Origin of the sequence: Litorivivens lipolytica (assembly GCF_014191715.1) — a bacterium.
Taxonomy (GTDB): Bacteria; Pseudomonadota; Gammaproteobacteria; order Pseudomonadales; family Spongiibacteraceae; genus Litorivivens; species Litorivivens lipolytica.
Genome location: NZ_JACHWY010000001.1, coordinates 173,234 through 199,877, shown reverse-complemented (window position 1 = coordinate 199,877; position 26,644 = coordinate 173,234). Strand labels below are relative to the sequence as shown.

Sequence of the window (26,644 nt, the reverse complement as noted above, 5' to 3'; positions counted from 1 at the left end):
GCCGACGGATAATAGCGATGAAACTGACGCCGATTAACGCTGAGCGACAGCAAGATGTGCGAAAAACAAACAGAAATTCAGCGGAACTCGAAAAAATAAAAACCAGCTCTCGCCATCAACGAGAGTTGCTTCACAAGACCGCTAGAGTGAACTTGAGCTGAAGATTAGCCCTCGGGCTCCCACGCGAATCGCCAGCCCGCCAGCCTTTCCGCGAAGTCAGCGCAAATCCAGAGATCGGCGACGGCAGCTAGCTCCCCGTCGAGATAGATCAGCGGCAGCCGGTCGCGCCGCCAGGGTGGAATATGGCTTTCCTGAAGGAGCTTTTTAAGGCGCTGAGAATGAGCACGACCTGCGGGCTGACAGCGCTCACCCCCGCGACGAAAACGCACCGTGAAACGCTCGGGTTGATCACCGCCCAGAGCACTCAGCGTGCCCGCACCGGGTAGCTCCAGTGCCGCCCCGCCGTCCCAGCTTACTTCCAGCTCCGGGTCAAACGACGTCAGGCGGGTAATGTAGAGCACTTCCTGAAACCGACGTACCTGGAATGGCCCCAATTCAAAGACCGGCTCCGCATCAGGCGACGACCAGAGCATGGATTTCTGCAAGGCCTGCAGCTGCGCCAGCGACGGCGTAATACCGGCCTGCCCCAACCACTGACGCAGTGCCGCATTGCGAGAGCCCTCATCTAGGCTGCGCAATGCATCAAGATCCAGTGCCGACCAAGTGCTTTTGCGACTGTGGAAAGTCAGATTGCTGACCGCGTCATCCGGCAGGGCTGTTGCTGCCAGCCCGGCAAGGCGAGCCAGCGTGGTGCGATAACCCGGCCAGCGAGCTTCAACCTGCGGCAAAATTTTGTGGCGCAGATAGTTCCGATCAAAACCGGTGTCGCGATTACTCGGGTCCTCTATCCACGCCAGCTGATGCTGCGCCGCGTAGTCTTCCAATTCCCGTCGGGAAACGTCCAGCAAGGGTCTGACCAGAACCGCCTCGCCCAGATCGCGGGCTGCGGGCATGCCGCGCAAGCCTTCCAGGCCCGTACCGCGAAAAAATCTGAGCAGCAGTGTTTCTGCCTGATCATCCAGATGGTGAGCCTGTAACAGCACATCGCCGGGGTTCAGAAATTGCTCAAAGGCTTCATAGCGCGCCCTGCGGGCCGCCTCCTCGATACTGGCGCTGTCTTCCACCGAGACTTTAAGGGCGGAACACCCAATCCCGTGGTGGCGAGCAAAGTCCTCGCAATGGCGCTGCCAGCTATCAGCTTCGGATTGCAGGCCGTGATGAATATGCAGGGCATGGAGTTCTGGCCGCTCGGGCAAAGCATTCAGGGCGTGGAGCAGTACGGTAGAATCGAGCCCACCACTGAAGGCGACCACCCAGCGCGGGCGGTCGAGGTAGGACTTGAGAGAATCGAGCAGAACGGATTCCATACTGAATCCGGTCAATTATCAACCGTTGCCGTAGGACATCAGGCGCTCATAGCGACGCGCCAGCAACTCGTCCATGGGCTGGGATTGCAGATCCTGCAGCTGTTCCAGCAGGTGTTTCTTCAGGCGCTCGGCCATCAGATCGATATCCCGGTGGGCGCCGCCCAAGGGCTCGGGAATGGTCGCATCCACAATACCCAGCTCTTCCAGCACCTTGGAGGTAACCCCCATAGCCTCAGCCGCATCCGGCGCCTTTTCACTGGTTTTCCAGATGATATTGGCACAGCCTTCCGGCGAGATAACGAAGTAGGTGGAGTACTGCAGCATGGCAAGGTGGTCACCGACACCGATGCCAATCGCACCACCGGAGCTGCCCTCACCCACGACCACACAAATAACCTGTGTCTTCAGGCGCGACATCACCGCCAGATTCTGGGCGATGGCCTCACTGATGCCCCGCTCTTCACTATCGATGCCAGGATAGGCCCCGGGGGTGTCGATCAGGGTGATAACCGGCAGCTTGAAGCGCTCGGCCAGTTCCATCAGGCGCAGAGCCTTGCGGTAACCTTCCGGCTTCGGCATACCGAAGTTGCGTTTGACCTTCTCCTGCACGCCGCGGCCTTTTTCCTGGCCAATCACCATGACCGGCTTGCCGCCGAGACGGGCGATCCCCCCGATAATGGCCTTGTCGTCGCCAAAACGGCGATCGCCGTGCAATTCGTCGAAATCCTCAAAAATGCGGTTGATGTAATCCAGCGAGTAAGGGCGCATCGGGTGGCGCGCCACTTTTACGATGTCCCAGGAAGTCAGGGAGCTGAAAATCTTCTCGGTAAGCTTGGTGCTTTTTTCCCGCAGCTTGGTGATTTCTTCAGTAATGTTGAGATCGTTGTCGTTGCCCACCAACTGTAATTCCTGGATCTTGGTTTCCAGTTCGGCGATGGGTTGTTCAAAGTCTAGGTAGTTCGGATTCATTACTGAGCAATCTCTTCAGAGTTAACACTGAACACTTATTTTTGCTTAAAAAACAATATGTAAGAGCATTCTATTATACGTTAATCGTAATCGATGACCACGTTATTAATGCCGCAGTCGTCACGTAAACGATGAATCAGCTCGTCATTTGGCCGAACCAGCCATTCCTCGCCAAGGCGGATATCGGCGCTGCATTCCTCCCGCTGATAGGCAATGATCACCGGGCAGGAACCGCCCTTGGCATGGTGCAGGTGAGATTTCACCCGCTGAATAAATTGCTCCGCCATCTGCTCCGAAGACAGTTTCAGGCGCAAACGTTTCGCGCGCGCTTCCCGAGCCTCGTCCAGGGTCACCAGCGAGTCGGCTGACATTTTCAGACCGCCGGTAAAATCGTCGTGGGACACCTTGCCCTCGACGACCAGGATCTGATCCTTGCCCAGCTTTTCGCGGCATTGCTGAAACGTTTCTGAATACAGCGCCGCATCTATCCGCGCACTGCGATCGTCCAGCGTGACTACCGCCATGTCCCCACGCCGGGTTTTGATCACCCGCATGCCAACCACTAGGCCCGCCACCTTACTGTTCTGGTTATCGGGCTTCAGGTCGACGATCCGCTTGGGTACAAACTGGCGAATCTCGGCTTCGTAGTCATCAATTGGATGACCGGTGACATACAGCCCGAGTGTATCCTTCTCTCCCTGCAACCGTTCTCGCGTATTCCAACGGCGCACATTGCGAAAATCTTCGTACACATCGCGATCATCAGCGGCCAGTGTTTCGCCGAACATATCGAGCATGCCCGCCTCTTCATTCTTGGCAGTTTGCTCGGCCCCCTTCACGGCTTCCGGCAAACTGGCCATCAATACCGCGCGGTCTTCGCCGAGTGAATCAAAGGCACCGGCACGTATCAGGGCTTCCAGTGCACGCTTGTTTACCTTGCGCGGATCAGTGCGGGTACAGAAGTCGAACAGGTTTTTAAACGGACCGCCTTCCTTGCGCGCGGCGATCAGGTTTTCAACCGGGCCTTCCCCCAGACCTTTAATCGCGCCGAGGCCGTAGATAATTTCGCCGTCATCGTTAACCGTGAACTTGTACTCGCCCTGATTCACATCCGGCAATTTGAGCGGCAACCTCATCGCCCGACATTCTTCGATGAAGGTTACGATTTTGTCCGTGTTATCCAATTCCGAACTCATGACCGCGGCCATAAATTCCGCCGGGTAATGAGCTTTCAACCACGCCGTCTGATAGGAAACCAGCGCGTAGGCGGCAGAGTGCGATTTGTTAAAACCGTAGCCCGCAAATTTTTCCATCAGGTCGAAGATATTGGAGGCGAGATCCTTATCAAACCCTTTGCCGGTGGCGCCATCCAGAAACAATTGTCGCTGCTTAGCCATTTCCTCCGGTTTTTTCTTACCCATAGCCCGCCGCAGCAAGTCAGCGCCGCCAAGCGAGTAGCCGCCCATTTCCTGGGCGATCTGCATGACCTGCTCCTGATACAGGATGATGCCGTAAGTGGGCTCAAGAATCGGTTTCAGGCATTCGTGCTGGTATTGGGGGTGAGGATAAGACGGCTCTTCACGGCCGTGCTTCCGGTTGATAAAGTCATCAACCATCCCCGACTGCAGCGGCCCCGGACGGAACAGGGCCACCAGTGCGACGATGTCTTCAAAACGGTCCGGCAGCAGGCGCTTGATCAGATCCTTCATACCGCGGGATTCAAGCTGGAATACCGCGGTGGTTTCAGCGCGCTTCAGCAGCGTAAAGCTATCGGCGTCGTCCAGCGGAATCGCCATAATGTCGAGCACTTCTTCACCCACTTTGGCGCGCTTGCCATTGATGATTTCCAGCGCCCAATCGATGATGGTGAGGGTACGCAGACCAAGGAAGTCGAACTTGACCAGGCCCGCCTCTTCCACATCGTTTTTGTCGTATTGGGTAACCAGACCGCTGCCGGTTTCGTCGCAAAACAGCGGCGAGAAATCGGTCAGCTTGGAAGGCGCAATGACCACGCCCCCGGCGTGCTTGCCAACGCCCCGGGTAATACCCTCAAGTTTGAGGGCCATATCCCAGATTTCCTGACCCGCTTCGTCTTCCTCGAGATACTGACGCAGAGCCTCTTCCTGCTCGTAGGCTTTTTCCAGAGTCATACCCACTTCGAAGGGGATGAGTTTGGAAAGCTTGTCGCCCACCATGTAGGGCTTGCCCTGCACCCTCGCCACATCGCGCACAACAGCCTTCGCCGCCATGGTGCCGAAGGTGATGATCTGACTGACTGCATCGCGACCGTAGTGATCCGCCACATAGGAAATCACCCGGTCGCGGCCTTCCATACAGAAGTCGACATCAAAGTCGGGCATCGAGACCCGCTCGGGATTCAAAAAGCGCTCGAACAGCAGGTCGTATTCAATCGGGTCTAGGTCGGTAATCTTCAGCGCGTAAGCGACCAGTGAGCCGGCACCGGACCCCCGGCCCGGACCTACCGGAATACCGTGGTCTTTGGCCCACTGGATAAAGTCCATTACGATCAGGAAGTAGCCGGGAAAGCCCATCTGCAAAATGATATCGAGCTCAAAGTCGAGTCGGTCCCGATATTCTTTTTGCTTTTCCGGAAAGTCCGGCGCGCTGGTATCGAACAGAAAGGCCAAGCGCTCATCCAGACCTTTATGGGAAAGCTGGCGGAAAAATTCGTCCTGGGTCATGCCCTCCGGGATGGGATATTCCGGCAGGTAGTAAGTACCCAGTTCAATCTCGACATTGCAGCGCTTGGCAATTTCGACCGTGTTTTCTAACGCTTCCGGAATATCGGAAAACAGCTCCGCCATTTCTTCCGGCGAGCGCAGATACTGATCGGCGCTGTAGCGACGCGGACGGCGAGGATCATCCAACGTTCGACCATCGGCAATACACACACGGGTTTCGTGGGCTTCGAATTCTTCGGCTTTGAGAAACTGCACGTCGTTGGTAGCAACGACCGGGCAGTTCATCTCTGCTGCCAACTCTACCGCCGCGTGCAGATAGTCCTCTTCATACTCGCGGTGGGTTCGCTGCAATTCCAGATAGAAGCAATCGGGAAAATCCTGCATCCAGCCGCGCAAACACTCAACTGCAAGATCGCGCTTGCCCGATAACAGATACTGCCCAACATCACCTTCGCGGCCGCCGGAAAGTACGATCAAACCCTCTCCGTGCTCACGCAGCCACTGCCGCTGAATATAGGCCTTACCCTGCTGCTGGCCTTCCTGATAAGCGCGAGAAATCAGCACCCGCATATTGGCATAGCCGTCGTTATTGCGGGCCAGCACCACAATCTGACTGATATGTTCCGGGTCGTGTTCGTCGCGCAGGTAAAAGTCGCTACCGTAAATGGGTTTTACGCCAGCGCCATAGCAGGCCTTGTGAAATTTAATCAGCGCATAAAAATTGCAACGGTCAGTCAGTGCCACCGCCGGCATGCCCAGCTCACTGACACTTTTGATCAGCGGCTTGATACGAACGATGCCGTCTGACAGGGAATATTCGGAATGTACGCGGAGGTGAACGAAACCGGTCATGAAAGCTCCTCGACAATTTTCCGTACCGGCGCGTAGGAGCGTCGGTGAAAAGGCGTAATGCCATGTTCGCGCAAGGCGTTCAGATGAACCTTGGTAGGATAGCCTTTGTGGCTGGCGAAACCATACTCGGGGTACTGCTCGGCCAGCGCGTCCATTTCCGCATCGCGGGTGACCTTGGCCAGAATGGACGCAGCCCCGATGCAGGGATGCAGGCTGTCGCCCTTCACCACCGCCTGCGCCGGGTACTGCCATTTCGGCAGGCGATTACCGTCTACCAGAACATATTTCGGTTGAACCGGCAGCGCTTCCACCGCCCGCTTCATGGCGAGCAAGCTGGCCTGCAGAATATTCAGACTGTCGATCTCGTCGATAGAGGCACGGGCAATGCTGTAACTCAGAGCCTTTTCTCGAATTTCATCAAACAGGGCCAGTCGTTTTTTCTCGGTCAGTTTCTTGGAGTCGTTCAAACCCACAATGGGCTTGTCCGGATCGAGAATCACCGCCGCAGTTACCACATCCCCGGCCAGCGGACCGCGCCCAACTTCGTCGACGCCCGCAGTCAGCAGCGGAAACTCAAACGTATCAAACAGATCAGCCATGATTCACCTCGGCCAGTTTCAAGATGGCGTCGGCAGCACTGTCACTGGCGTTCAGTGCAATATCCTCGTGCATTTGGCGGAAGCGAGCCTTCAAGACGTCGACCGATTCACCCCCCGAAAGTCGTTCCAGCAGCAAGGGCCCAATTACATCTGGCCTCACCTCGTCCTGAATAATTTCCGGAACCAGCGCTTCGCCTGCGAGCAGATTAGGCAGTGAAATATGGGGCGTTTTCACCAGACGAGACAGGAGCTTGTAACTCAGTGATCCCAGTCGGTAAGCCACCACCATCGGCCGTTTCAACAACATGGCTTCGAGTGTGGTAGTCCCCGAAGCCATCAAAACCGCATCGGCCGCCGCCATCACCTCACGGGACTGACCATCCAACAGCGTCACACGCGTATCACGGCCTGCCAACAAGGTTTCTATCTGACTGCGCCGCTCGGCACTGGCCGCGGGAATCAAGACCTTGAGTTGAGGCAGCTGCTGGTGCAACCAATCGATGGTATCCAGAAAAGCCGGCGCAAGGTGCCCCACTTCGCCACCGCGACTGCCCGGCAAGACCGCCAGTACCAATTCACTCTCATCGATAGCGAGCGTATGACGCGCAGATTGGCGCTGGTCTTCGAGGGGAAATTCATCGGCCAGAGGATGGCCAACAAAGCGCACCGGCACCTGATTCGCCTCATAGAAAGCCGCTTCAAAAGGCAGCAGCGTCAGCATCATATCAACGGCGCGAGCGATGGTTTTGATCCGCCCCTGACGCCAGGCCCACACTGAGGGGCTGACATAGTGCGCGGTTTTGATACCGGCCTGTTTCAGGTCGGCTTCGATATTCAGGGTGAAATCCGGCGAATCAACACCGATAAAAACATCCGGGAGGGTGCGCCGAAAATGCTGTTTCAGGTGTTTGCGCATGCGCAGCAGTTCCGGCAGACGCTTGAGTGGATCAATAAAGCCCATCACAGACAGGCGATCCATCGGATAGAAGCTATGAAAGCCAGCCGCGATCATGCGGGGCCCGCCTATTCCGTCAAAGTGAAGTTCAATGTCCGCAGCGTCGGCGCGGCTTTGCAGGGCCTTCATTAAACCGGCCCCAAGAATATCGCCGGAGGCCTCCCCGACGACAATACCAATATGCAGTCTTCGTTTTGCCATGGGCTCCGGCAACTTATTATGTGTGCTGTTTCAGCTTGAGATAGAAAAATCGCTTTGCGAGCGACTTTAACGAACGCCTCTTACAAAGGCCTAGCGAACAATTCCTCGCGCGGACTGACGGATAGAATCCACCAGCAATTGCACTTCCGGTGTTTTCTGGGCCATTTCTTCAAGACGTTCCAGCGCTTCGTCGGTCGTCAGACCCTGACGGTAAATCAGCTTGTAGGCGCGTCGAATATCACTAACGGCCTCACTGCTGAAGCCTCGACGTTTCAGGCCTTCCGAGTTAACGCCCTTCGGCTCACCCGGGTTGCCGGTCACCGTGACATAGGCCGGTACGTCTTTACCGACGGCCGCGCCCATGCCGAGAAAACTGTGGGCGCCGAGTTTGCAGAACTGATGCACCAGTGCATAACCGCTGAGGATGGTCCAGTCACCGAGGATCACATGCCCCGCCAGCGCGGAATTGTTCACCATAATGCAGTGATTGCCCACCACCGAGTCATGCCCCACATGCGCGTAGGCCATCAGCAGATTGTTATTGCCGATAACCGTTTCGCCGCGATCCTGCACGGTGCCACGGTGAATGGTCACACCTTCGCGAATCACATTGTTCTCGCCGATGATGAGGCGTGTGGACTCACCCTTGTATTTCAGATCCGGTGTATCTTCACCGACAGAAGAAAACTGGTAGATCTTGTTGCCCTTGCCCATCACTGTCGGGCCTTTCAGCACCACGTGGGAGGCAATCACACAGTCATCACCAATCTCGACATCCGGACCAACAATGGTCCAGGGGCCGATCTCGACGTTCTCACCAATCTTTGCGGAAGGATCAATGATGGCGCGAGGATCAATCATTTCAGCGGGCCCGATCTGCACACAGAATAGTCGCGGAGCAGGCGAGCGTACCTTCCACGTAAGATTGGCACTCGAATTTCCAGATGCCTCGCTTGTCTGACACGTACTGGACTTTCATTTCCAGTTGATCGCCCGGCACCACCTGACGCTTGAAGCGCACATTGTCGACGCCGGCAAACATGTAAATTGAACCGTCGGAAGGTTTCTTGTTCATGGTTTTGAAACCGAGAATACCGGCTGCCTGCGCCATGGCTTCAATAATCAAAACGCCTGGGAATATAGGAATCTCGGGAAAGTGACCATTGAAGATCGGCTCATTGATCGTAATGTTCTTGATGGCCGTAATGCTTTTGCCCAGCTCGATCTCTACAACCCGATCCACTAACAGAAAGGGATAGCGGTGCGGGAGGTATTCCCGAATTTCATTTACATCCATCAACATGAAGCGTTATTTCCCAGAAGTTTCTTTAAATTGCTTTTCTAGCTCAGCGATACGTTTATTCATCGTATCGAGCTGAGCAAAACGAACCGCACTGCGCCGCCAGTCACTCGTTGGCATCATCGGGGTACCCGATGAATAGGACACACCCGGCTCGTTAATCGATTTGGTCACCAGCGTACAGGCGGTTACATGTACCCGGTCCGCAACGGTCAGATGACCTATGATACCGGCTCCACCACCCACTGTGCAGTGTTTGCCAATCGTTGTACTACCGGCTACTGCCGCGCGCCCGGCAAAGGCACAGCCATCGCCAATCACCACGTTATGGGCGATCAACACCTGACTGTCGAATATCACATCGTTCCCGATAACGGTGTCATCGAGCGCACCGCGATCTATCGTGGTGCCTGCGCCCACTTCGACCCGGTCGCCAATACGCACGCCGCCGAGCTGGAATATCTTGGTCCAGGCCCCTTGATTCGGTGCAAACCCGAATCCATCGGCACCAATTACGGCCCCGGAGTGAATACGAGCGTCACTGCCTATTGTAACCCGGTGGTAGATGCTGACGTTGGGAAAGATCACACAGCGTGGCCCCAGCGTCACATGATCGGATAACACTGCTCCCGGATGCAGGGTCGTCCCCTCCCCGATCACACAGTGCTCACCAACAACAGCATTTGCACCGATGCTAACGCCCTCACCGAGCTGCGCCGTCGAGGCCACCACCGCGCTGGGGTGAACGCCCTCGAGATACGGCGTATCGTCAAACAAGGCACTGGCGCGGGCAAAGGCAAGGTAGGGATTATCAGAGATCAGCGCCGGCAGATCGGTTTCCGATGCCAGATCGCGATGTAGAATCACCGCACTGGCCCGAGTATCTGCGAGCTGGCGGCGGTATTTGGGGTTGGCGAGAAAGGTAAGCTCCCCCTCGCCCGCGGACGCTAGCGTCGCCAGCCCGCGAATTTCGAGATTCGCGTCCCCGACACACTCCAGTTGTAGCTGTTCTGCCAGCTCACCCAGCGTAAAAGTCGAGGACGGAGTCATAACGCGCTTTACTTGGCCTGGTTAATTTTGTCGGTAACCTTGGCGGTAATATTGTAGGCGTTGGTCACGTGCAGCGTCGCCTTGGCATCAAGGATCATGCCGATGTTGTCATCCTTGATCATCTTGTTAACCACTTCCTGCAGTTTCGGCCCCAGTTCCTGAACCACTTCTTGCACCAGCTTTTGTTCGGCAGCTTTCAGCTTGCGATAAACGTGCTCGATATCAGAACGCTTTTCGCTGATTTTCTGGGTCTGGGCCTGCAGTTGCTCCTGATTCATCACTGCGCTGTCTTTTTTCAGCTTGGCAACCAGCTCGTTGTGCTCTTCCTGCAGCTTTTCAACTTCTTTCAGGTTGGCCTTGAATTCCTTTTCCTCACGCATGGCCTTCAGACGATCCTGAGCCTTGTCGCTGTTCAGGATGGCAGCCTGCACGTCAAGTACCACAATGCTTTCCGCAGCCAGTGAAGCGCTGGCAGCAACAGCCAGCAGCAGCGATAAGGCGACAGTTTTCAGTTTCAACACAATACTTCTCCCGGTTTTATCCGTGTTACATCATTATTTAGAAGGTGCGCCCCAGCGAGAACTGGAACACTTCGGTCTCGTCGATGGCCTCGTCGTTCAACGCCCGCGCCAAGCTGAAGGTCAGCGGGCCCATACCCGTAATCCAGGTCAGACCAAAACCCGCAGAATAACGCAGTTTCGACAAATCCACACTTGAACAGTTGAGCTGGGTGGAGCGGCAGCTCGAACTGAATACATTACCCGCATCAAAGAAGAAGCCGGAGCGCACGGAGCGCTGATCCTTCACAAAGGGCAGCGGCACCAGCAGTTCAATACTGGCTTCAATCAGGATATTCCCGCCGAAAGGATCGGTATCGCGCTCAAAGGGCGTCGTGATCAACTGGCCGGTCGCCGGATCGAGTACATAGGCGAGTTCCGGAGACAGCGTAGTTGCGTTCCCGCTGCCGTCAACGGCGGTTGCCGCCTGAGATACCCGGTAAATCTGCGCGGGCGTACTATGCGGGCCCAAGGTATTGCTCTTATAGCCGCGAATAGAGCCAAAGCCACCGCCATAGAAGTTCTCGAAGAAGGGCAGCTCATCCAGATCGCCATAGCCGTCGCCGTAGCCCAACTCGGTCTTGAAGCGCAGCACAAAGTCATTGATCAGGGGCACATAAGCCTGACCATTGAACATAAGCTTGTAGTACTCGGTGTCTGACCCCGGCAGTGCCACTTCCAGCGACAGAGTCTGTGAGGTACCACGGGTGGCCAACAGGCCGCGGTTCAGGGTCGAACGACGCCAGTTGGTCGATACGGTGTAGTTGTTAAACTCGTCCCCATAAAGATCAAGGAAGCCCGGATCACCTTGCGGTGTAGAACCGGCGGGCAGCGCGCTGAGCGGTTGCAGGGTTTCCGGTCCGGTGTAGGTGCCCGTAGTGCTATCAAAGTTCGACTGATAGAACTGATTGACCGTATCAAAGAAACGCGGGCTGGCCTTAATTTCCTGTACTGCACCAATACCCGCATCAATTTCGGTATTGGCAAAGCCGAGACTAAAGCCCAGACGCTGAATTTCAGACAGCGGATAGCTGAAGTTCAACGACGCACCGGCGGTATTGGTGGTGTAGCTGGCGATGTTGACCTCATCGAGATCCGCCTTGCGGTAGTACACGCTGAAACCGCGGCTCACACCATCTTCGGTGTAGTACGGCTCCATGTAGTTAAAGCTGATATTGGTCAGGAAGTCCGAACGCGACAGGCCAATACCCACCTGTTTACCGGTACCGAAGAAGTTGTTCTGCTGGATATTGGCACCCAGAATCAGACCGCTATCCTGAGAGAAACCAACGCTGGCAGCCAGTGAGCCGGAACTCTGTTCTTCGACCACGTATTCCAGATCGATCATGTCGTCCGTACCCGGCACTTCGCGGGTTTCGACCTTCGCTTCCTTAAAGAAGCCCAACCGCTCAAGGCGTACACGCGACAATTCGATGTTGGACTGGGACGCCGGTGCCGATTCCATCTGACGCATTTCGCGACGCAGTACCTCGTCAGACGTACGGTGGTTACCGGAGAAGTCCACGCGACGCACGTAGGTGCGCTTGCCCGGATCGATAAAGAATTTCAGATCAACAATTTTTTCTTCGTCATTGATTTCCGGAATACCAGACACTCGCGCGAAGTTGTAACCATCGTTACCCAGGCGCTTGGTCAACAGCTCTTCCGTAGTTGTCAGCTTGGCCTGAGAAAAGGTCTCGTCGGTCTTTGGCAGCAGGAAAGGCGTTAGCTGCTCTTCCGGCAGAACCACATCACCAGACAACTCGACTTTTCCGACTTTATAGACGTCACCCTCGGTGATATTCGCGGTAATGTAAACCGACTCTTTATCAGGGCTGATCGCTACCTGGGTCGAATCGATATTGAACTTGATATAACCGCGATCCAGATACCAGGAGCTAAGTTTCTCAAGATCACCTTTAAGCTTTTCGCGGGCGTACTTGTCGCTACTGGTAATCCAGCTAAGCCAGTTGGTGGGCTTCAGCTCAAATTCGTCGAGCAGAGTTTCGTCGTCGTAGGCATGGTTCCCGACGATATTGATGTGCTTGATCGCCGCGGTGCTACCCTCATTCACATGAATGCTGACCGCTACCCGGTTGCGCGGTTGCGCAATAACGTCAGTTTCAATCGAGGCATCGTAGCGACCCTGCGACACATACTGACGGGTCAGCTCCATCCGCATGCCTTCAAGGGTGGAGCGTTTGAAGACCTGCCCCTCTGCCAAACCAGCATTTTTCAGGCCGTCCAGCAGGGCTTCGGTTTTTATGGCCTTGTTACCATCGATATTGATTTCACTGATCGAGGGGCGTTCTGCCGCCAGAATGACCAGCACATCGCCGTCGCGACCAATCTTGATATCGTCGAAGTTACCGGTGCGGAACAGGGAACGGGCCGCATTCGCCAGAGCTTCCTCGCTCACACGGTCCCCCACATTCATGGGCAATGCGGCAAACACGGTGTCCGGGGAAATACGCTGCAGACCCTCGACACGGATATCGCTTATCACAAAGCGTTCAACCGACCACGCAGAACCTGCCGCCACGAGCAGCATACAGAGTAAAAAACGCTTCACAATCTTTGAGAACACCAACAGTCCTTGGCTACCGACAAAACGCGGCAGCAACTTACTCATTATTCTGAAAGCCCTGCGGCTTACAGACGCAATACGTCGTTATACAGGGCAAAAACCATCAGACAGACCACCATCGCCAGTCCGACCTGATTGGCCACCATCTGTACTTTTTCGGTAACCGGGCGCCCGGATACAAGCTCAATCAGGCCATAGACGATATGTCCGCCATCAAGCACAGGCACGGGCAGCAGATTGAGGACAGCCAGACTGATGCTAAGCAGCGCCAGCAGATTCAGCCAGGCTGACAGGCCGTACTCGGCCGAGGCGCCGGCCACTTTAGCAATGGTTATGGGCCCACTCAAGTTTTTTGGCGAGAGCAGCCCGGTAATCATTTTATAGATGGACTCAACGGTGAAAACGCTCATATGCACCGTCTTGTGGCTGGCCGCGATAAAGGCCTCGATCGGGCCGTAATGGTACTCGCGAAACCACTTTTCCGGCAGCGGTGGCGGCGGCACGACCGCCATACCGACAAAACCGACGCGCTTGCCATCCATATCGCGCCCGGCAGGAGTAATTTCGGTGGTTTCAACCACGCCGTTGCGCTCGTATTCCAGCGCAATCGGCGTATCGGCGCGCGCCTTGACGTAGTCCACCCAGGTCATCCAGTCATCCATAACCTGACCATCAGCCGCCAGCAGACGATCGCCGGCCTGCATGCCCGCACGCTCGGCGGCACTGTCTGCAACCACTTCCTCAATCACCGGATCGACTTTCGGGCGGTAGAGCTCCAGCCCCAAACCCGCCACGGGATCAGGCTCAGCAACGCCCTGCATCCAGCCGTCGAGGATCACGGTGGATTCGTATATCAGATCGGATTCCGGATACTTGGCGGCAATAGACAGTTCACCACTCTCTCCAACCCGCTCCAGCAGGCGGATATTCAGCTGCTCCCAGGTCGGCGTGGCCTTGCCATCGACAGAGACGATTTCCTGACCAGCAACCAGACCGGCTTTCTGGGCCAGAGAGCCCTCTTCAACCCCGCCTACCAGCGGCGCAACCCCCTGAGTGCCACCCATGAAGAACAGCCAGTACACCAGCACAGCCAGAATAAAGTTCGCCAGCGGACCGGCCGCGGCAATAGCAATGCGTTTTGAGGGAGATTGCCGGTTAAAGGCCAGATGGGCCTCTTCGGGGGCCACTTCACCCTCGCGCTCGTCCAGCATTTTGACGTAACCGCCCAGCGGAATGCCGGCGACGGCGAATTCGGTATTATGGCGATCGCGCCAGCTGATCAGCGGCTTGCCGAAGCCAATGGAAAACCGCAGCACTTTGACGCCGCAGCGGCGGGCCACCCAGAAATGGCCAAATTCATGCACCGCCACCAGAATACTGAGGGTGACGACGAAGGCGAGCAGTGTCTGTAGGGTATCCAGCATTAGTGCTTCTCTGATTGCCTGCGCTGTACTTCGCGTTCTGCGGCGGCACGGGCTTCCCGATCCGCCAGTTTGACCGCATCGAGGCTGTTCGGTTCAACCAAGGGAATAGAATTCATCACTGATTCAATCACTTCCGGTATCGCAACAAAGTCTAGACCGCCCTCGAGAAAGGCCGCAACAGCCACTTCGTTAGCCGCATTCAAGAGCACGGCAGCAGTACCACCCCGCTCTACCGCCTCGCGGGCCAGTCGCAGGCAGGGAAAGCGCACTTCATCAGGCGCCTGAAAATCCAGCCGACCTTGAGCGATCAAATCCAGGCTGCCAACACCGGAGGGCATCCGCTGGGGCCAGGCCAGCGCATGGGCAATGGGGGTGCGCATATCCGGGTTACCCATCTGAGCCAGCACCGAACCGTCGATGTACTCGACCATCGAGTGAATAATGCTCTGCGGATGAACCACCACATCGATTTTCGACGCCGGCGTATCAAACAGCCAACAGGCCTCAATCAGCTCCAGACCTTTATTCATCATGGTGGCTGAATCGACGGAAATCTTGCGCCCCATGGACCAGTTCGGGTGGGCACAGGCCTGATCCGGTGTCACGGTCGCCAATGCTTCTACCGGGGTTTCCCGGAAAGGTCCACCGGAACCAGTCAGTAGAATACGCTGCACGCCCTGAGAGGGCAGATCGCGGCGGCTGCCGTCATCCAGACACTGGAAAATCGCATTGTGCTCGCTGTCGATGGGCAGTAGCACGGCGTTGGCCGCCTCGACCGCATCCATAAAGAGTCGCCCAGCCATGACTAGCGCTTCCTTGTTGGCCAAGAGCACTTTCTTGCCCGCGTTGACCGCAGCCAGCGTGGGCTCCAGCCCCGCACCACCGACAATTGCTGCCATCACCACGTCAACGTCGTCATCCGAGGCCACCCGGCAAAGACTGTCTTCGCCGGCCAGCACCTCAGTGTCAGCATGACCGTTCTCTACCAGAGCCCGCTGCAATTCAGCGGCGGCCTGTTCGCAACGCATCACGGCAAATTGCGGATTGACCGCCTTCACCTGTTGCAGCATCTCTGCCACACCGGTGTTGGCGGTCAGTGCGAATACCCGAAAACGGTCTGGCTCACGCGCCAGCACATCCAGCGTGCTCACGCCAATCGAACCGGTCGATCCGAGTACGGTAACTTGCTCCATATTTCGCTCTAACTGCACTATTTCGAGTTACCAGCCAATGACCAGCATACCCAGAGTAAACACCGGAATCGCGGCAGTCAGACTGTCCACGCGATCCATCAAACCGCCGTGACCGGGCAGCAGGTTGCCGCTGTCTTTGATGCCGCGGTGACGCTTAACCATACTTTCCAGCAAATCCCCCAGCACCGAGGCCAGAGACGCAACACCGGACAGCAGCATAAAGGCGATCAATTCTATCGGCAGACCGCCTGGCCAGAACAGACCGGCCACCAGCGCCAAGGCCTGACTTGCCGCCAGACCGCCCCAGAAACCCGCCCAGGATTTATTGGGGCTAACATTGACTGCCAGCTTGGCACGCCCCCAGGCACGCCCGGCAAAATAGGCACCCACGTCAGCGGCCACCACAATCAACAGCACATACAAGATCAGCAGCGCGCCCTGCCCCTGCAATCGCAGGTAATACAGCGCCACCCAGGTCGGTACCAGCACCACCAATCCCATCAGGGCCCTTACGGCACGGCTGCCCCAGAGCCCGGTGCTGCCCGGGTAACCCATTACCCACAGCAGCGCGATGGCCCAGAAAATCACCGCCACATGCATGGCATCCTGTACCAGCCCGGCATCCGGCATCACATTCAACAGGTTCGCCTCGAAGGCAAATCCTGCCATACCGGCAGCCACCACCAGACAATACAGGCCGCGTAGCGCGCCACTGCCAATACCTGACATATCCGACCATTCCCAGGCCGCGCCGGCTACCACCAGGCCAAACAGCACCATCAAGGGCAGCGGTTCCAGCCAGGCCAGCGCCATTAGCAGTGGTATCACAATGGCGATGGCCGTAATTACCCGTTGCTTAAGCACGCTCATGGTCCTCGTCTGATTGATCGGTATCCAGGCGCCCGCCAAAACGGCGCTCACGGTCGGCAAAACTGCGCAATGCCAATTGCACCTGCTCGGCATCGAAATCAGGCCACAGAGCATCGCAAAAATAGTATTCGGCGTAAGCCAGTTGCCACAGCAGGAAATTACTGAGGCGATGCTCACCAGCGGTACGAATACAGAGGTCCGGGTCCGGCAGATGTGAGGTGCTCAGGCGCTCGGCCAAGGCCTCCTCGGTAACGGAATCCGGTGCTCGCTCGCCGCGGGCGACCTCTTCGGCAAGCTGGCGCGCGGCATTGGCAATATCCCACTGACCACCGTAGTCCAGCGCAATATTAAGGCTGGTGCGACGGTTGGCCCGGGTCGCCTGCTCCGCGTAATCCATCTTTTTCAGCAAGGTCTTAGACAGCCGGTCGCGTCGACCGATAAAGCGCAGCCGCACCCCATCCTGATTCAACTTGCGGATTTCACTGTCCAGGTAATTGGAAAACAGCTTCATCAGCGCCGTAACCTCGCCCGAGGGACGCTTCCAGTTTTCACTGCTGAAGGCAAACAGGGTAACGATCTCGACGCCCGCTTTCTGAAACTCGTCGAGCACACCGCGAATAGTTTCCACACCGGCTTTGTGGCCGGCGTAGTCTTTCAGGTTATGGCGTTTGGCCCAGCGGTTGTTGCCATCCATGATGATGGCAACATGACGCGGCACCGTCACTGAAACATCTCCCGCTGCCGCGGGAGGAGTGTCATCTGAACTCATGAGGCAGCTCAGATTTCCATCAGGTCTTTTTCTTTTTCTGCCAGCTCGCGATCAATTTCCGCGATGTATTTGTCGGTCAGCTTCTGGATATCATCAGAGGCCTTGCGCTCTTCATCTTCACTGATTTCCTTTTCTTTCAGGAGATCCTTAAAGTCAGAAATCGCATCGCGACGGATATTACGCACGGAAACACGCGCATTTTCGGCCTCCTGACGCGCCTGCTTGATGTAACCCTTGCGGGTTTCTTCGGTCAGCGGCGGCATCGGAATGCGGATATTGGCACCGGCGGTGCTCGGGTTCAGACCCAGATCCGATTTCATGATGGCCTTTTCGATGGCGGGCACCATGCTCTTTTCCCAGGGAACTACCGACAGCGTGCGGGCATCTTCCACGTTGATATTCGCCACCTGGCTCAGGGGCGAATCCACGCCGTAGTAGTCAACCTTGATCGAGTCCAGCAGGCTGGGGTGAGCCCGGCCAGTACGGATTTTGTTGAAGTTCTGCCCCAGCACATCGACAGATTTACTCATGCGCTCAGCAGCGTCTTCTTTTATTTCGTTGATCACTCACTTGTCTCCTGTGATTCGCTTACCAGCGTACCTTCCTTACCACCTACCACAATGCTCAGCAGTGCGCCCTTTTGCTCCATAGCAAAAACCCGCAGCGGCATATTGTGGTCACGGCACAGGCAAATGGCCGTCAGGTCCATCACTTCCAGCTTTTTATCGAGCACCTCATCATAGGTGAGATGGTCGTATTTAATGGCGTTTGGATCCTTCATAGGGTCAGCACTATACACCCCATCTACCTTGGTCGCCTTAAGCACAAGGTTGGCTTCCATCTCGATACCGCGCAGACAGGCAGCGGAATCGGTGGTAAAGAAGGGGTTACCGGTGCCAGCCGAGAATATCACGACTTCACCGCGTTCCAGCGAACGGATGGCCTTGCGGCGGTCATAGTGATCCACCACCCCACTCATGGGAATGGCCGACATCACTCGGGATTTGATATTACTGCGCTCCAACGCATCGCGTAGGGCCAGGCCGTTCATCACGGTCGCCAGCATACCCATATGGTCGCCGGTGACCCGGTCCAGGCCTGCGGCATTCAGGGCTGCGCCGCGAAACAGGTTGCCGCCGCCGACCACAAGGCCGACTTGCACCCCAATACCGACCAGCTGGCCGATTTCCAGCGCCATGCGATCCAGCACCTTCGGGTCGATCCCGAAGCCCAGCTCGCCCATCAGCGCTTCACCGCTCAATTTCAACAATATGCGTTTGTATTTCTTGTCTCGATTCTGACTGCCCATACCCAACCGGCCCTGTGAAATTTTGCGCGTATTGTAATACGAAAATGGGGCCCGAAGGCCCCATTTTTTGGAAGAGGAATCAGCCTTTTAGCTGCGCGGCCACTTCTGCCGCAAAATCCACTTCCTCTTTCTCGATGCCCTCACCCACTTCGAGGCGGACAAAGCCAAGAATGTCAGCGCCAGCGCCTTTCAGCAGCTTGCCAACGGTGGTGTCAGGGTCTTTAACGAAGGCTTGCTCAGTCAGGCTGTTTTCAGCCAGGAACTTGCGGATACGGCCTTCAATCATCTTCTCGATAATTTCAGCCGGCTTGCCGCTCTCTTGAGCTTGAGCAGTGTAGATTTCACGCTCTTTCTCAATCATTTCAGCAGGCATGTCGTCCGGCTTGGCAACCTGCGGGTTAACTGCCGCAACGTGCATGGCCACATCGCGAGCCACTTCAACGTCGCCACCCTTCAGGGCAACCAGTACGCCGATGCGGTTGTTGGAGTGAACGTAGCTGCCTACGGCACCCGCTTCAGCAGCAACCACCATCACGCGGCGAACAGAGATGTTCTCACCGATTTTTTGAACCAGTGCTTCACGCGCAGATTCCAGATCGCCAGCCATCAACGCAGCAACGTCGTCCTGCTTGGTCTCGAACGCCTTGTCTACCACCTTGCCCACGAAGGCCAGGAAGTTGTCGTCGCGAGCAACAAAATCGGTTTCGCTGTTAACTTCAACCAACACGCCGTAAGAGCCATCTTCAGCAACTTTAGTGGCAACCACACCGTCAGCCGCAGTACGACCAGCTTTCTTGGCCGCCTTCATGCCGCTGGACTTGCGCAGCTCTTCAATTGCCAGTTCGATATCGCCACCGGCGTCAACCAGTGCCTTTTTGCATTCCATCATGCCGAGCCCGGTACGCTCGCGCAGTTCCTTCACCATGCTTGCAGATACTGCAGCCATTTGAGATTCCTCCGGAAGTGGGCTCACCTGCCGCGAGCCCGTTAATCAAAGTGGTGTACGGTTCAGACCATGAAAAAAGGGGCCGCAGCCCCTTCGGCCTGCCAGCTCGATCAGGCTTGATCGGCTGCGTCGTCGGCCGCTACTTCAACAAACTCGTCTTTGGCAGACACGCCGCCATCAGCACGGGTTGAAGCAATTGCGTCAGCAACGGCAGTGGTGTACAGCTTGATGGCGCGGATCGCGTCATCGTTGCCGGGGATTACGTAGTCAACGCCAGCGGGGTCACTGTTGGTGTCAACGATGCCGATAACGGGAATACCCAGCTTGTTGGCTTCCTGAATAGCGATGCGCTCGTGGTCAACGTCGATCACGAACAGTGCATCGGGCAGGCCGCCCATATCCTTGATACCACCGATGGAGCGCTCGAGCTTGTCCATGTCGCGGCGACGCATCAGAGCTTCTTTCTTGGTCAGCTTGTCGAAGGTGCCGTCAGCCTGTTGGGCTTCTAGGTCACGCAGACGCTTGATGGACTGACGAATGGTTTTGTAGTTGGTCAGCATACCGCCCAGCCAGCGGTGGCTTACGTAGGGCATACCGGCGCGCTGCGCCTGCTCGGCTACGATCTTGCCAGCTGCACGCTTGGTGCCAACAAACAGAATCTTGTTGCGGTTACCTGCAAGCTCAACAATCTTGTCCAGCGCTTCATTGAAGGCGGGAACAGTGTGCTCGAGGTTGATGATATGAATCTTGTTACGCGCACCGAAGATATACGGTGCCATTTTGGGATTCCAGAAGCGGGTTTGGTGACCAAAGTGGACACCAGCCTGCAGCATATCGCGCATGCTTACATGTGACATCAGATTTTCCTTTTTACGGGTTCTTGCTTGCGCATCTCCCATGACCCAACCCGACATCCGAAGCGTATAACACTAAGGTTGGCGAGCACCCGGGATCATGTGTCGAGACACGGGCGGCGTTAAAGTTAACCTCCGGCTCGACTAAGGGCCGTTCCGGAGGGCGCGTTTTATACCATAATCGCCCGGCAACTGAAAGCAGAATCTGCCCGCACAAGCATCGCCTGCCGGCAGCGCATGGTTTACAATGCCAGCCTTTTGAGGACGCGGAGCCTCTGGCTCCAGACAAGGATTCCCCTGCCAGCCCTATGAATGTCAGCATAAAAACCCCGGAAGAAATCCAACAAATGCGCATTGCCGGCCGACTTGCCGCCGATGTGCTTGAAATGATTGAGGAATATATCAAGCCCGGGGTCACCACCGACGAGCTGAATACCATCTGCCACAACTATATTGTGGACGTGCAGGACGCCATCCCGGCCCCGCTGAACTACAACGGCTTTCCCAAATCCATCTGCACCTCGCCCAACGAGGTCATCTGCCACGGGATTCCCAACAACAAGCCATTGAAAAACGGCGATATTCTGAATATCGACGTCACCGTCATCAAGGACGGCTGGCACGGCGACACCAACCGCATGTACTACGTCGGCGACGTGCCCGACCACGCCAAGCGCCTGTGCCGCGTCACCCAGGAATGCCTGTATCAGGCTATCCGGCTGGTCAAACCCGGTGCTCGCCTCAGCGATATCGGCACAATCATTGCCAAGCACGCTCACGCCAATCATTACTCGGTGGTAGAAGAGTACTGCGGCCACGGCATCGGCCGGGGCTTCCATGAAGACCCTCAGGTGCTGCACTACGGCAATGGCTACAACGCCCGCAACGACCTGGTATTGAAAGAAGGCATGACCTTCACCATTGAGCCCATGATCAACGCTGGCAAGAAGCACACCAAGCTCAATATGAAAGATGGCTGGACGGTGACCACCAAGGATCGCCGCCTGTCCGCCCAATGGGAGCACACCATGGCCGTCACCGCAGATGGCGTGGAAGTCCTCACCGCCCGCAGCGACGAAAGTGAATTCCGGAGAAACTGGTAGTGAGCGCACTGGCCGCCCAGATACAAACCCTCAGCAAACCCAAAGACCGCATCGCCCTGTTTCGCGAGTATTTGCAGAAAAATCGCGAAGAGATGGATCAGCGGTTTCTTGCCGAAGACAATATCAGCGACATTATCCACGAACGCGCCAGCAAGGTTGACGATGTGCTGCGCGCCGCATGGGGCCTCTATGAATGGGGCGACGATATCGCGCTAGTGGCGGTAGGCGGTTATGGCCGCGGAGAACTCCACCCCTTTTCCGACGTTGATCTCCTGATCCTGCTGGAAAACGGCAACAGCGAAGACTACCGGGATTCCCTTGAATCCTTTATCGCCCTGCTGTGGGACCTGAATCTCGATATCGGCCACAGCGTTCGCAGCATCAAACAGTGTATTAAGGTCGCCAGCGAAGACATCACCGTGGCTACCAACATCATGGAATCGCGCACGCTGATCGGCAATGAAGCGCTGCTCAATACCCTGCTGGAAGAAACCACGCCGGCAAAAATCTGGCCCAGCCGCGACTTCTTCCGCGCCAAGTGGGATGAGCAAATCGCCCGTCACCGCAAATACGCCAACTCGGAATACAACCTCGAGCCCAACGTCAAAAGCTGCCCCGGAGGGCTGCGCGACATTCAGATGATCGGCTGGATCGCCAAGCGTCACTACGGCGTGGACTCCCTTAGCGAACTGTTGCCCCTCGGTTTTCTGCGCGAAGAGGATCTCTCGATACTGCGCCGCGGTCGCGACTACCTGTGGACGATCCGCTACGCCCTGCACATGCTCAGCGAGCGCGAAGAAGATCGCCTGCTGTTTGACCACCAGCGCACGCTGGCGGGCCGCTTTGGCTACGAAGACGACGATGCCCGGCTGGCGGTGGAGCATTTCATGCAGCGCTATTACCGCATGGCGCTGGCGCTCGGCGAACTGAACGATCTTATGATTCAGCACTTCGACGAAGCAATTTTGCGCGCCTGTGAAGCCGAGACCATTCTGGAACTCAACCCGCGCTTCCGTGTGCGTAACGGCCACATCGAAGTCACCAACAAAAATGTCTTCAAGAAAACCCCGACAGCACTAATGGAAATTTTCGTGCTGATGGCCCAGCACGACGCTATAGACGGGGTGCGCGCGTCGACCATCCGACTGATCCGCGATCACCGCGAACTGGTGGATGACAAATTCCGCGCCGATCCACGCAATCGCCGCTTCTTTATGGAAATCCTGCGCTCGCGCAGCAAGGTCGCCCTGACCCTGCGCCGCATGATGCGCTTCGGTGTGCTCGGCAAATACCTGCCGGAATTCGGCCAGATCATCGGCCAGATGCAACACGATCTCTTTCATATTTACTCGGTCGATGCGCACACCATGGAGCTGGTGAAAAACCTGCGCCGCTTTACCTACCCGGACAACGAAGAGAAATTCCCTGTTGCCTCGCGCATTGTGCGCCGCATGGACAAGCCGGAATTGCTCTATCTGGCAGGCCTCTATCACGATATCGCTAAGGGTCGCGGTGGTGATCACTCAACACTCGGTGCGGTGGATGCGCGCGAGTTCTGTGAGAACCACGGCCTGTCAAACCGCGACACCAATCTGGTGTGCTGGCTGGTGGAGAAACACCTGCTGATGTCCGCAACGGCGCAGCGCAAGGATATTTCAGACCCGGATGTGATTCGCGACTTTGCGCTGGAAGTCGGTGAGCAGGTTCGTCTCGACTATCTCTACGCGCTGACGGTTGCGGATATCAACGCCACCAACCCCACCCTATGGAATTCCTGGCGCGCTTCGCTGCTGCGCCAACTTTACGCCGAAACCAAACGCGCCCTGCGACGGGGTCTGGAAAACGTCATCGACAAACAGGACTGGATTGTCGAAACCCAACAGGAAGCGATGGGCCGACTGGAAGATCACGGCTTTGAGGAAGACGAAGTCAAAGCGATCTGGAAAGATCGCGGCGAAGACTATTTCATGCGCGAGCGCGCAGAAGACGTGGTGTGGCATACCCGCGCCATTGCTCGCCATCACGACATGAGCAAACCGCTGGTACTGGTCAAGAAAAGCAGCAATGTCGATCTTGAAGGCGCCACCCAGATTTTTGTTCACACACTCGAACACGACAACCTGTTCGCGGTAGTGGCCGGTACGCTGGAACAGCTCGACCTCAACATCGTCGATGCCCGCATCTACAGCTCCACCACCGGTTACTCGCTCGACACCTTTTATGTGCTCGACGCAGACGGCAAGCCCATTGGCGACGACGAAGCCCGCTGCAAGGCGATTGTGGATTTCCTGCGCGAACAGATCGAACACCCGGATCGCTTCCCGGAAATGATCAGCAAACGCACCCCGCGGCAAATGCGGCTGTTTTCAACACCCACCCGCACCACTATTGCCACCGACATCAACAAGGGCTGCTCGGTGCTGGAAGTCATCACTCCCGACCGTCCCGGCCTGCTGGCGCGCATCGGTCGTATTTTTTATGAATACGACATCAAGCTGATGGCGGCGAAAATTGCGACGCTGGGTGAGCGCGTAGAAGACGTATTTTTTATCACCAACAAAAAGCAGCAACCGATTAAAGATCCGGAGCTCTGCAAAGACATTCAACGCGCCATCTGTAAGGAGCTCGACGAGCAGGCCGCTGCTGAGCCCCGCTATTCGTAACCAGAACTTACGTCGAGAAATAAAGAAGTGAATCCGGATTTACAGAAACTCCAGCCCTACCCCTTTGAAAAATTGCGCGCCCTGTTTGCTGGAGTCACTCCGGCAAACCTGCCGCCGGTTGCGCTGTCGATTGGCGAACCCAAGCACGCATCACCCGCGTTTGTGATGGAGACCATCACTCGCGAGCTACCGCGATTGGCCAACTACCCAACAACCAAAGGTCTGCCCGAGCTACGTCAGAGCATTGCCCGGTGGGTATGTCAGCGATTCAAGCTTGAAACACTGGATGCAGAACAGCAGGTATTACCGGTCAACGGCACGCGCGAAGCTTTGTTTGCCTTTGCACAAGCCATTGTAGATCGCAGTCGCAACCCACTGGTGATCAGCCCCAACCCCTTCTACCAGATTTATGAAGGCGCGGCTTTTCTGGCCGGCGCCGAACCGCTGTTTCTGGCCTGCGACGCGGAAAACGGCTTCCTGCCGGATTTTTCTCAAGTCAGTGATGAGCAGTGGCAGCGTTGTCAGTTATTGTTTATCTGCACCCCGGGCAACCCCTCGGGTGCGACGCTGAGCGTCGCCCAGCTGCAGGATTTGATCCGTCTGGCTGACCAGCACGATTTTATTATCGCCAGCGACGAGTGTTACTCCGAGATCTATCCCGACGAAGCCAATCCCCCGGCCGGTTTGCTGCAAGCAGCCGCCGAGATGGGGCGCGATGGCTATGACCGCTGTGTGGTCTTTCACTCCCTATCCAAACGCTCCAACCTGCCGGGACTGCGTTCAGGTTTTGTCGCCGGTGATGCACGCGTGCTCGATGCCTTTCTGCAATACCGCACCTATCACGGCTGTGCCATGCCGGTTCAACACCAGCTGGCCAGTATCAGCGCCTGGGACGATGAAGACCACGTCATTGAAAACCGCCGTTTGTATCGCGAAAAATTTGCGGCCGTGACCGAAATACTCAATCCGGTGCTGCCAGTGACCACGCCAGATGGCGCCTTCTATCTGTGGCCAGAAACACCCATCTGCGACCAGGAATTTGCCCGCCGCCTCTACGAGCAGCAGCACGTTACCGTATTGCCCGGGAGCTTTCTGAGCCGCGAGGTAAATGGCCGCAATCCCGGTAGCCACCGCGTTCGCATGGCCTTGGTGGCCGAGCCCGCTGAATGCATTGAAGCCGCGCAGCGCATCCGCCGCTTTATTGAATCCTTATAAGCCCGATACGACATGCTAAAAAAAGAACGCGCCGCCTATATTCTCCAGCGCTTGCAGGAGCTTTACCCCGAGCCCCCGATACCGCTCGACCATAAAGACCCCTACACCCTGTTGGTAGCGGTGCTGCTGTCAGCGCAATGCACCGATGAGCGCGTGAATCAGGTAACGCCGGCGCTGTTTGAACTCGCAGACAATCCCTTTGATATGGCGACGAAAACCGCCGATGAGATTCGCGAGATTATTCGCCCTTGCGGGCTGTCACCGCAAAAATCCAAAGCTGTTCAGCGCCTGTCCGAAATACTGGTCGAAAAGTACAACGGTGAAGTCCCCGCCGATCTCGAGGCACTGGAAACCCTGCCCGGTGTCGGCCACAAAACCGCTAGCGTCGTGATGTCACAGGCCTTTGGTGTGCCGGCCTTTCCAGTCGATACCCATATTCACCGCCTCGCCCAACGCTGGGGCCTGACCTCCGGCAAGAGCGTCACCCAAACCGAGCGCGACCTGAAAAAGCTGTTCCCGAGAGAAAGCTGGAATGCCCTGCACCTGCAGATTATTTACTACGGCCGCGAATACTGCCCCGCCCGCAGCTGTCATGGTTTGACCTGCGAGATCTGCACCACCTGCTACCCCAACCGCAAAAAGCCCGTGGTGACGCTGAAGGCCTGATCTTCTGCGCCCAATCTGCTATTCTTCGCCCCCCGTAAGCAATCCCATAGAACTCAGTCGAAAAACCGATGATCAAACTCTACGGCATCAAGAACTGCGACACCGTGCGCAAGGCGCGCAAGTGGCTGGAACAGAAAGGTATCGAGCACACGTTTACCGATTACCGCGACGAACCGCTCAGCAAAAGCGAGCTGAACGGCTGGTACGACGCGGTCGGCGACAAGCTGCTGAACAAGCGCAGCACCACCTGGAAACAGCTCAGCGATGCAGAGCGCAGTGCGGACAGCAAAGATGCCATCGTCGGCCTGCTGGCCCAACACCCCACACTCATCAAGCGTCCCGTGCTGGTGAAGGCCGATACGGTGCACGTGGGATTTTCCGACAAGGATTATCAACAGTTTTTTTAATCAGTCATTTCAAATCACAGAAAAGG

The 26,644-nt window shown here is 56.4% G+C and carries 23 protein-coding genes; 5 read left to right on the top strand and 18 right to left on the bottom strand.

Going from position 1 to position 26,644, the window contains the following annotated elements; genetic code table 11:
* Positions 1 to 164: 164 nt before the first annotated feature.
* The 18 genes from tilS to rpsB all read right to left on the bottom strand — a co-directional run bounded on the left by tilS (position 165) and on the right by rpsB (position 20,567).
* Positions 165 to 1,427 carry a tRNA lysidine(34) synthetase TilS gene (tilS, locus tag FHR99_RS00860; protein WP_183408651.1) on the bottom strand — a complete coding sequence of 421 codons (1,263 nt, stop codon included), beginning with the start codon at positions 1,425 to 1,427 and terminating at the stop codon, positions 165 to 167.
* 18 nt (positions 1,428 to 1,445) lie between these two features.
* Positions 1,446 to 2,396, bottom strand: coding sequence for an acetyl-CoA carboxylase carboxyltransferase subunit alpha (locus FHR99_RS00855; protein WP_183408650.1), 951 nt, complete (start codon positions 2,394 to 2,396; stop codon positions 1,446 to 1,448).
* Between the two features lie 80 nt (positions 2,397 to 2,476).
* Complete coding sequence (gene dnaE / locus FHR99_RS00850) at positions 2,477 to 5,950, bottom strand: DNA polymerase III subunit alpha (protein WP_183408649.1); 3,474 nt, start codon at positions 5,948 to 5,950, stop codon at positions 2,477 to 2,479.
* On the bottom strand, positions 5,947 to 6,549 hold the full coding sequence (rnhB, locus tag FHR99_RS00845; protein WP_183408648.1) for a ribonuclease HII: 603 nt from the start codon (positions 6,547 to 6,549) through the stop codon (positions 5,947 to 5,949). The genes dnaE and rnhB overlap by 4 nt, the downstream gene beginning before the upstream one ends.
* Complete coding sequence (gene lpxB, locus FHR99_RS00840) at positions 6,542 to 7,705, bottom strand: lipid-A-disaccharide synthase (protein WP_183408647.1); 1,164 nt, start codon at positions 7,703 to 7,705, stop codon at positions 6,542 to 6,544. Before lpxB ends, rnhB begins: the two co-directional genes overlap by 8 nt.
* Positions 7,706 to 7,795: 90 nt before the next feature.
* Positions 7,796 to 8,566, bottom strand: a complete 771-nt coding sequence (gene lpxA / locus FHR99_RS00835) for an acyl-ACP--UDP-N-acetylglucosamine O-acyltransferase (RefSeq protein WP_183408646.1) — start codon at positions 8,564 to 8,566, stop codon at positions 7,796 to 7,798.
* 1 nt (position 8,567) lies between these two features.
* Positions 8,568 to 9,005, bottom strand: a complete 438-nt coding sequence (fabZ, locus tag FHR99_RS00830) for a 3-hydroxyacyl-ACP dehydratase FabZ (protein WP_183410065.1) — start codon at positions 9,003 to 9,005, stop codon at positions 8,568 to 8,570.
* A 9-nt stretch (positions 9,006 to 9,014) separates the two neighbouring features.
* The gene (gene lpxD / locus FHR99_RS00825) at positions 9,015 to 10,055 is read right to left on the bottom strand and encodes a UDP-3-O-(3-hydroxymyristoyl)glucosamine N-acyltransferase (protein WP_183408645.1); all 1,041 of its coding nucleotides are present in this window, start codon (positions 10,053 to 10,055) and stop codon (positions 9,015 to 9,017) included.
* An 8-nt stretch (positions 10,056 to 10,063) separates the two neighbouring features.
* The gene (locus FHR99_RS00820) at positions 10,064 to 10,576 is read right to left on the bottom strand and encodes an OmpH family outer membrane protein (RefSeq protein WP_183408644.1); all 513 of its coding nucleotides are present in this window, start codon (positions 10,574 to 10,576) and stop codon (positions 10,064 to 10,066) included.
* A 37-nt stretch (positions 10,577 to 10,613) separates the two neighbouring features.
* The gene (bamA, locus tag FHR99_RS00815; protein WP_425488610.1) at positions 10,614 to 13,184 is read right to left on the bottom strand and encodes an outer membrane protein assembly factor BamA; all 2,571 of its coding nucleotides are present in this window, start codon (positions 13,182 to 13,184) and stop codon (positions 10,614 to 10,616) included.
* Between the two features lie 80 nt (positions 13,185 to 13,264).
* Positions 13,265 to 14,623: an RIP metalloprotease RseP gene (gene rseP, locus FHR99_RS00810; protein WP_183408643.1), complete on the bottom strand. Its 1,359-nt coding sequence runs from the start codon at positions 14,621 to 14,623 to the stop codon at positions 13,265 to 13,267.
* Positions 14,623 to 15,816: a 1-deoxy-D-xylulose-5-phosphate reductoisomerase gene (gene ispC, locus FHR99_RS00805; RefSeq protein ID WP_183408642.1), complete on the bottom strand. Its 1,194-nt coding sequence runs from the start codon at positions 15,814 to 15,816 to the stop codon at positions 14,623 to 14,625. The genes rseP and ispC overlap by 1 nt, the downstream gene beginning before the upstream one ends.
* 27 nt (positions 15,817 to 15,843) lie before the next feature.
* Entirely contained in the window at positions 15,844 to 16,686 is an 843-nt protein-coding gene (locus FHR99_RS00800; protein WP_183408641.1) for a phosphatidate cytidylyltransferase, read from the bottom strand.
* A complete protein-coding gene (gene uppS / locus FHR99_RS00795) occupies positions 16,673 to 17,455 on the bottom strand; it encodes a polyprenyl diphosphate synthase (RefSeq protein WP_183408640.1) in 783 nt (260 codons plus the stop codon). The genes FHR99_RS00800 and uppS overlap by 14 nt, the downstream gene beginning before the upstream one ends.
* A gap of 8 nt (positions 17,456 to 17,463) precedes the next feature.
* On the bottom strand, positions 17,464 to 18,021 hold the full coding sequence (gene frr / locus FHR99_RS00790) for a ribosome recycling factor (protein ID WP_183408639.1): 558 nt from the start codon (positions 18,019 to 18,021) through the stop codon (positions 17,464 to 17,466).
* The gene (pyrH, locus tag FHR99_RS00785) at positions 18,018 to 18,764 is read right to left on the bottom strand and encodes a UMP kinase (protein WP_183408638.1); all 747 of its coding nucleotides are present in this window, start codon (positions 18,762 to 18,764) and stop codon (positions 18,018 to 18,020) included. The genes frr and pyrH overlap by 4 nt, the downstream gene beginning before the upstream one ends.
* 79 nt (positions 18,765 to 18,843) lie before the next feature.
* The gene (gene tsf / locus FHR99_RS00780; RefSeq protein WP_183408637.1) at positions 18,844 to 19,710 is read right to left on the bottom strand and encodes a translation elongation factor Ts; all 867 of its coding nucleotides are present in this window, start codon (positions 19,708 to 19,710) and stop codon (positions 18,844 to 18,846) included.
* Positions 19,711 to 19,820: 110 nt separating this feature from the next.
* On the bottom strand, positions 19,821 to 20,567 hold the full coding sequence (gene rpsB, locus FHR99_RS00775; RefSeq protein ID WP_183408636.1) for a 30S ribosomal protein S2: 747 nt from the start codon (positions 20,565 to 20,567) through the stop codon (positions 19,821 to 19,823).
* A 200-nt stretch (positions 20,568 to 20,767) separates the two neighbouring features.
* Between rpsB and map the strand changes: the two genes are divergently transcribed.
* From map to FHR99_RS00750, 5 genes are all read left to right on the top strand, one after another.
* On the top strand, positions 20,768 to 21,667 hold the full coding sequence (gene map / locus FHR99_RS00770) for a type I methionyl aminopeptidase (RefSeq protein ID WP_343067467.1): 900 nt from the start codon (positions 20,768 to 20,770) through the stop codon (positions 21,665 to 21,667).
* A complete protein-coding gene (locus FHR99_RS00765; protein WP_343067311.1) occupies positions 21,667 to 24,330 on the top strand; it encodes a [protein-PII] uridylyltransferase in 2,664 nt (887 codons plus the stop codon). Before map ends, FHR99_RS00765 begins: the two co-directional genes overlap by 1 nt.
* A 27-nt stretch (positions 24,331 to 24,357) precedes the next feature.
* Complete coding sequence (gene dapC, locus FHR99_RS00760; RefSeq protein ID WP_183408635.1) at positions 24,358 to 25,545, top strand: succinyldiaminopimelate transaminase; 1,188 nt, start codon at positions 24,358 to 24,360, stop codon at positions 25,543 to 25,545.
* A 12-nt stretch (positions 25,546 to 25,557) separates the two neighbouring features.
* Positions 25,558 to 26,211: an endonuclease III gene (nth, locus tag FHR99_RS00755; protein WP_183408634.1), complete on the top strand. Its 654-nt coding sequence runs from the start codon at positions 25,558 to 25,560 to the stop codon at positions 26,209 to 26,211.
* 68 nt (positions 26,212 to 26,279) lie between these two features.
* A complete protein-coding gene (locus FHR99_RS00750) occupies positions 26,280 to 26,618 on the top strand; it encodes an arsenate reductase (RefSeq protein WP_183408633.1) in 339 nt (112 codons plus the stop codon).
* Positions 26,619 to 26,644 lie beyond the last annotated feature (26 nt).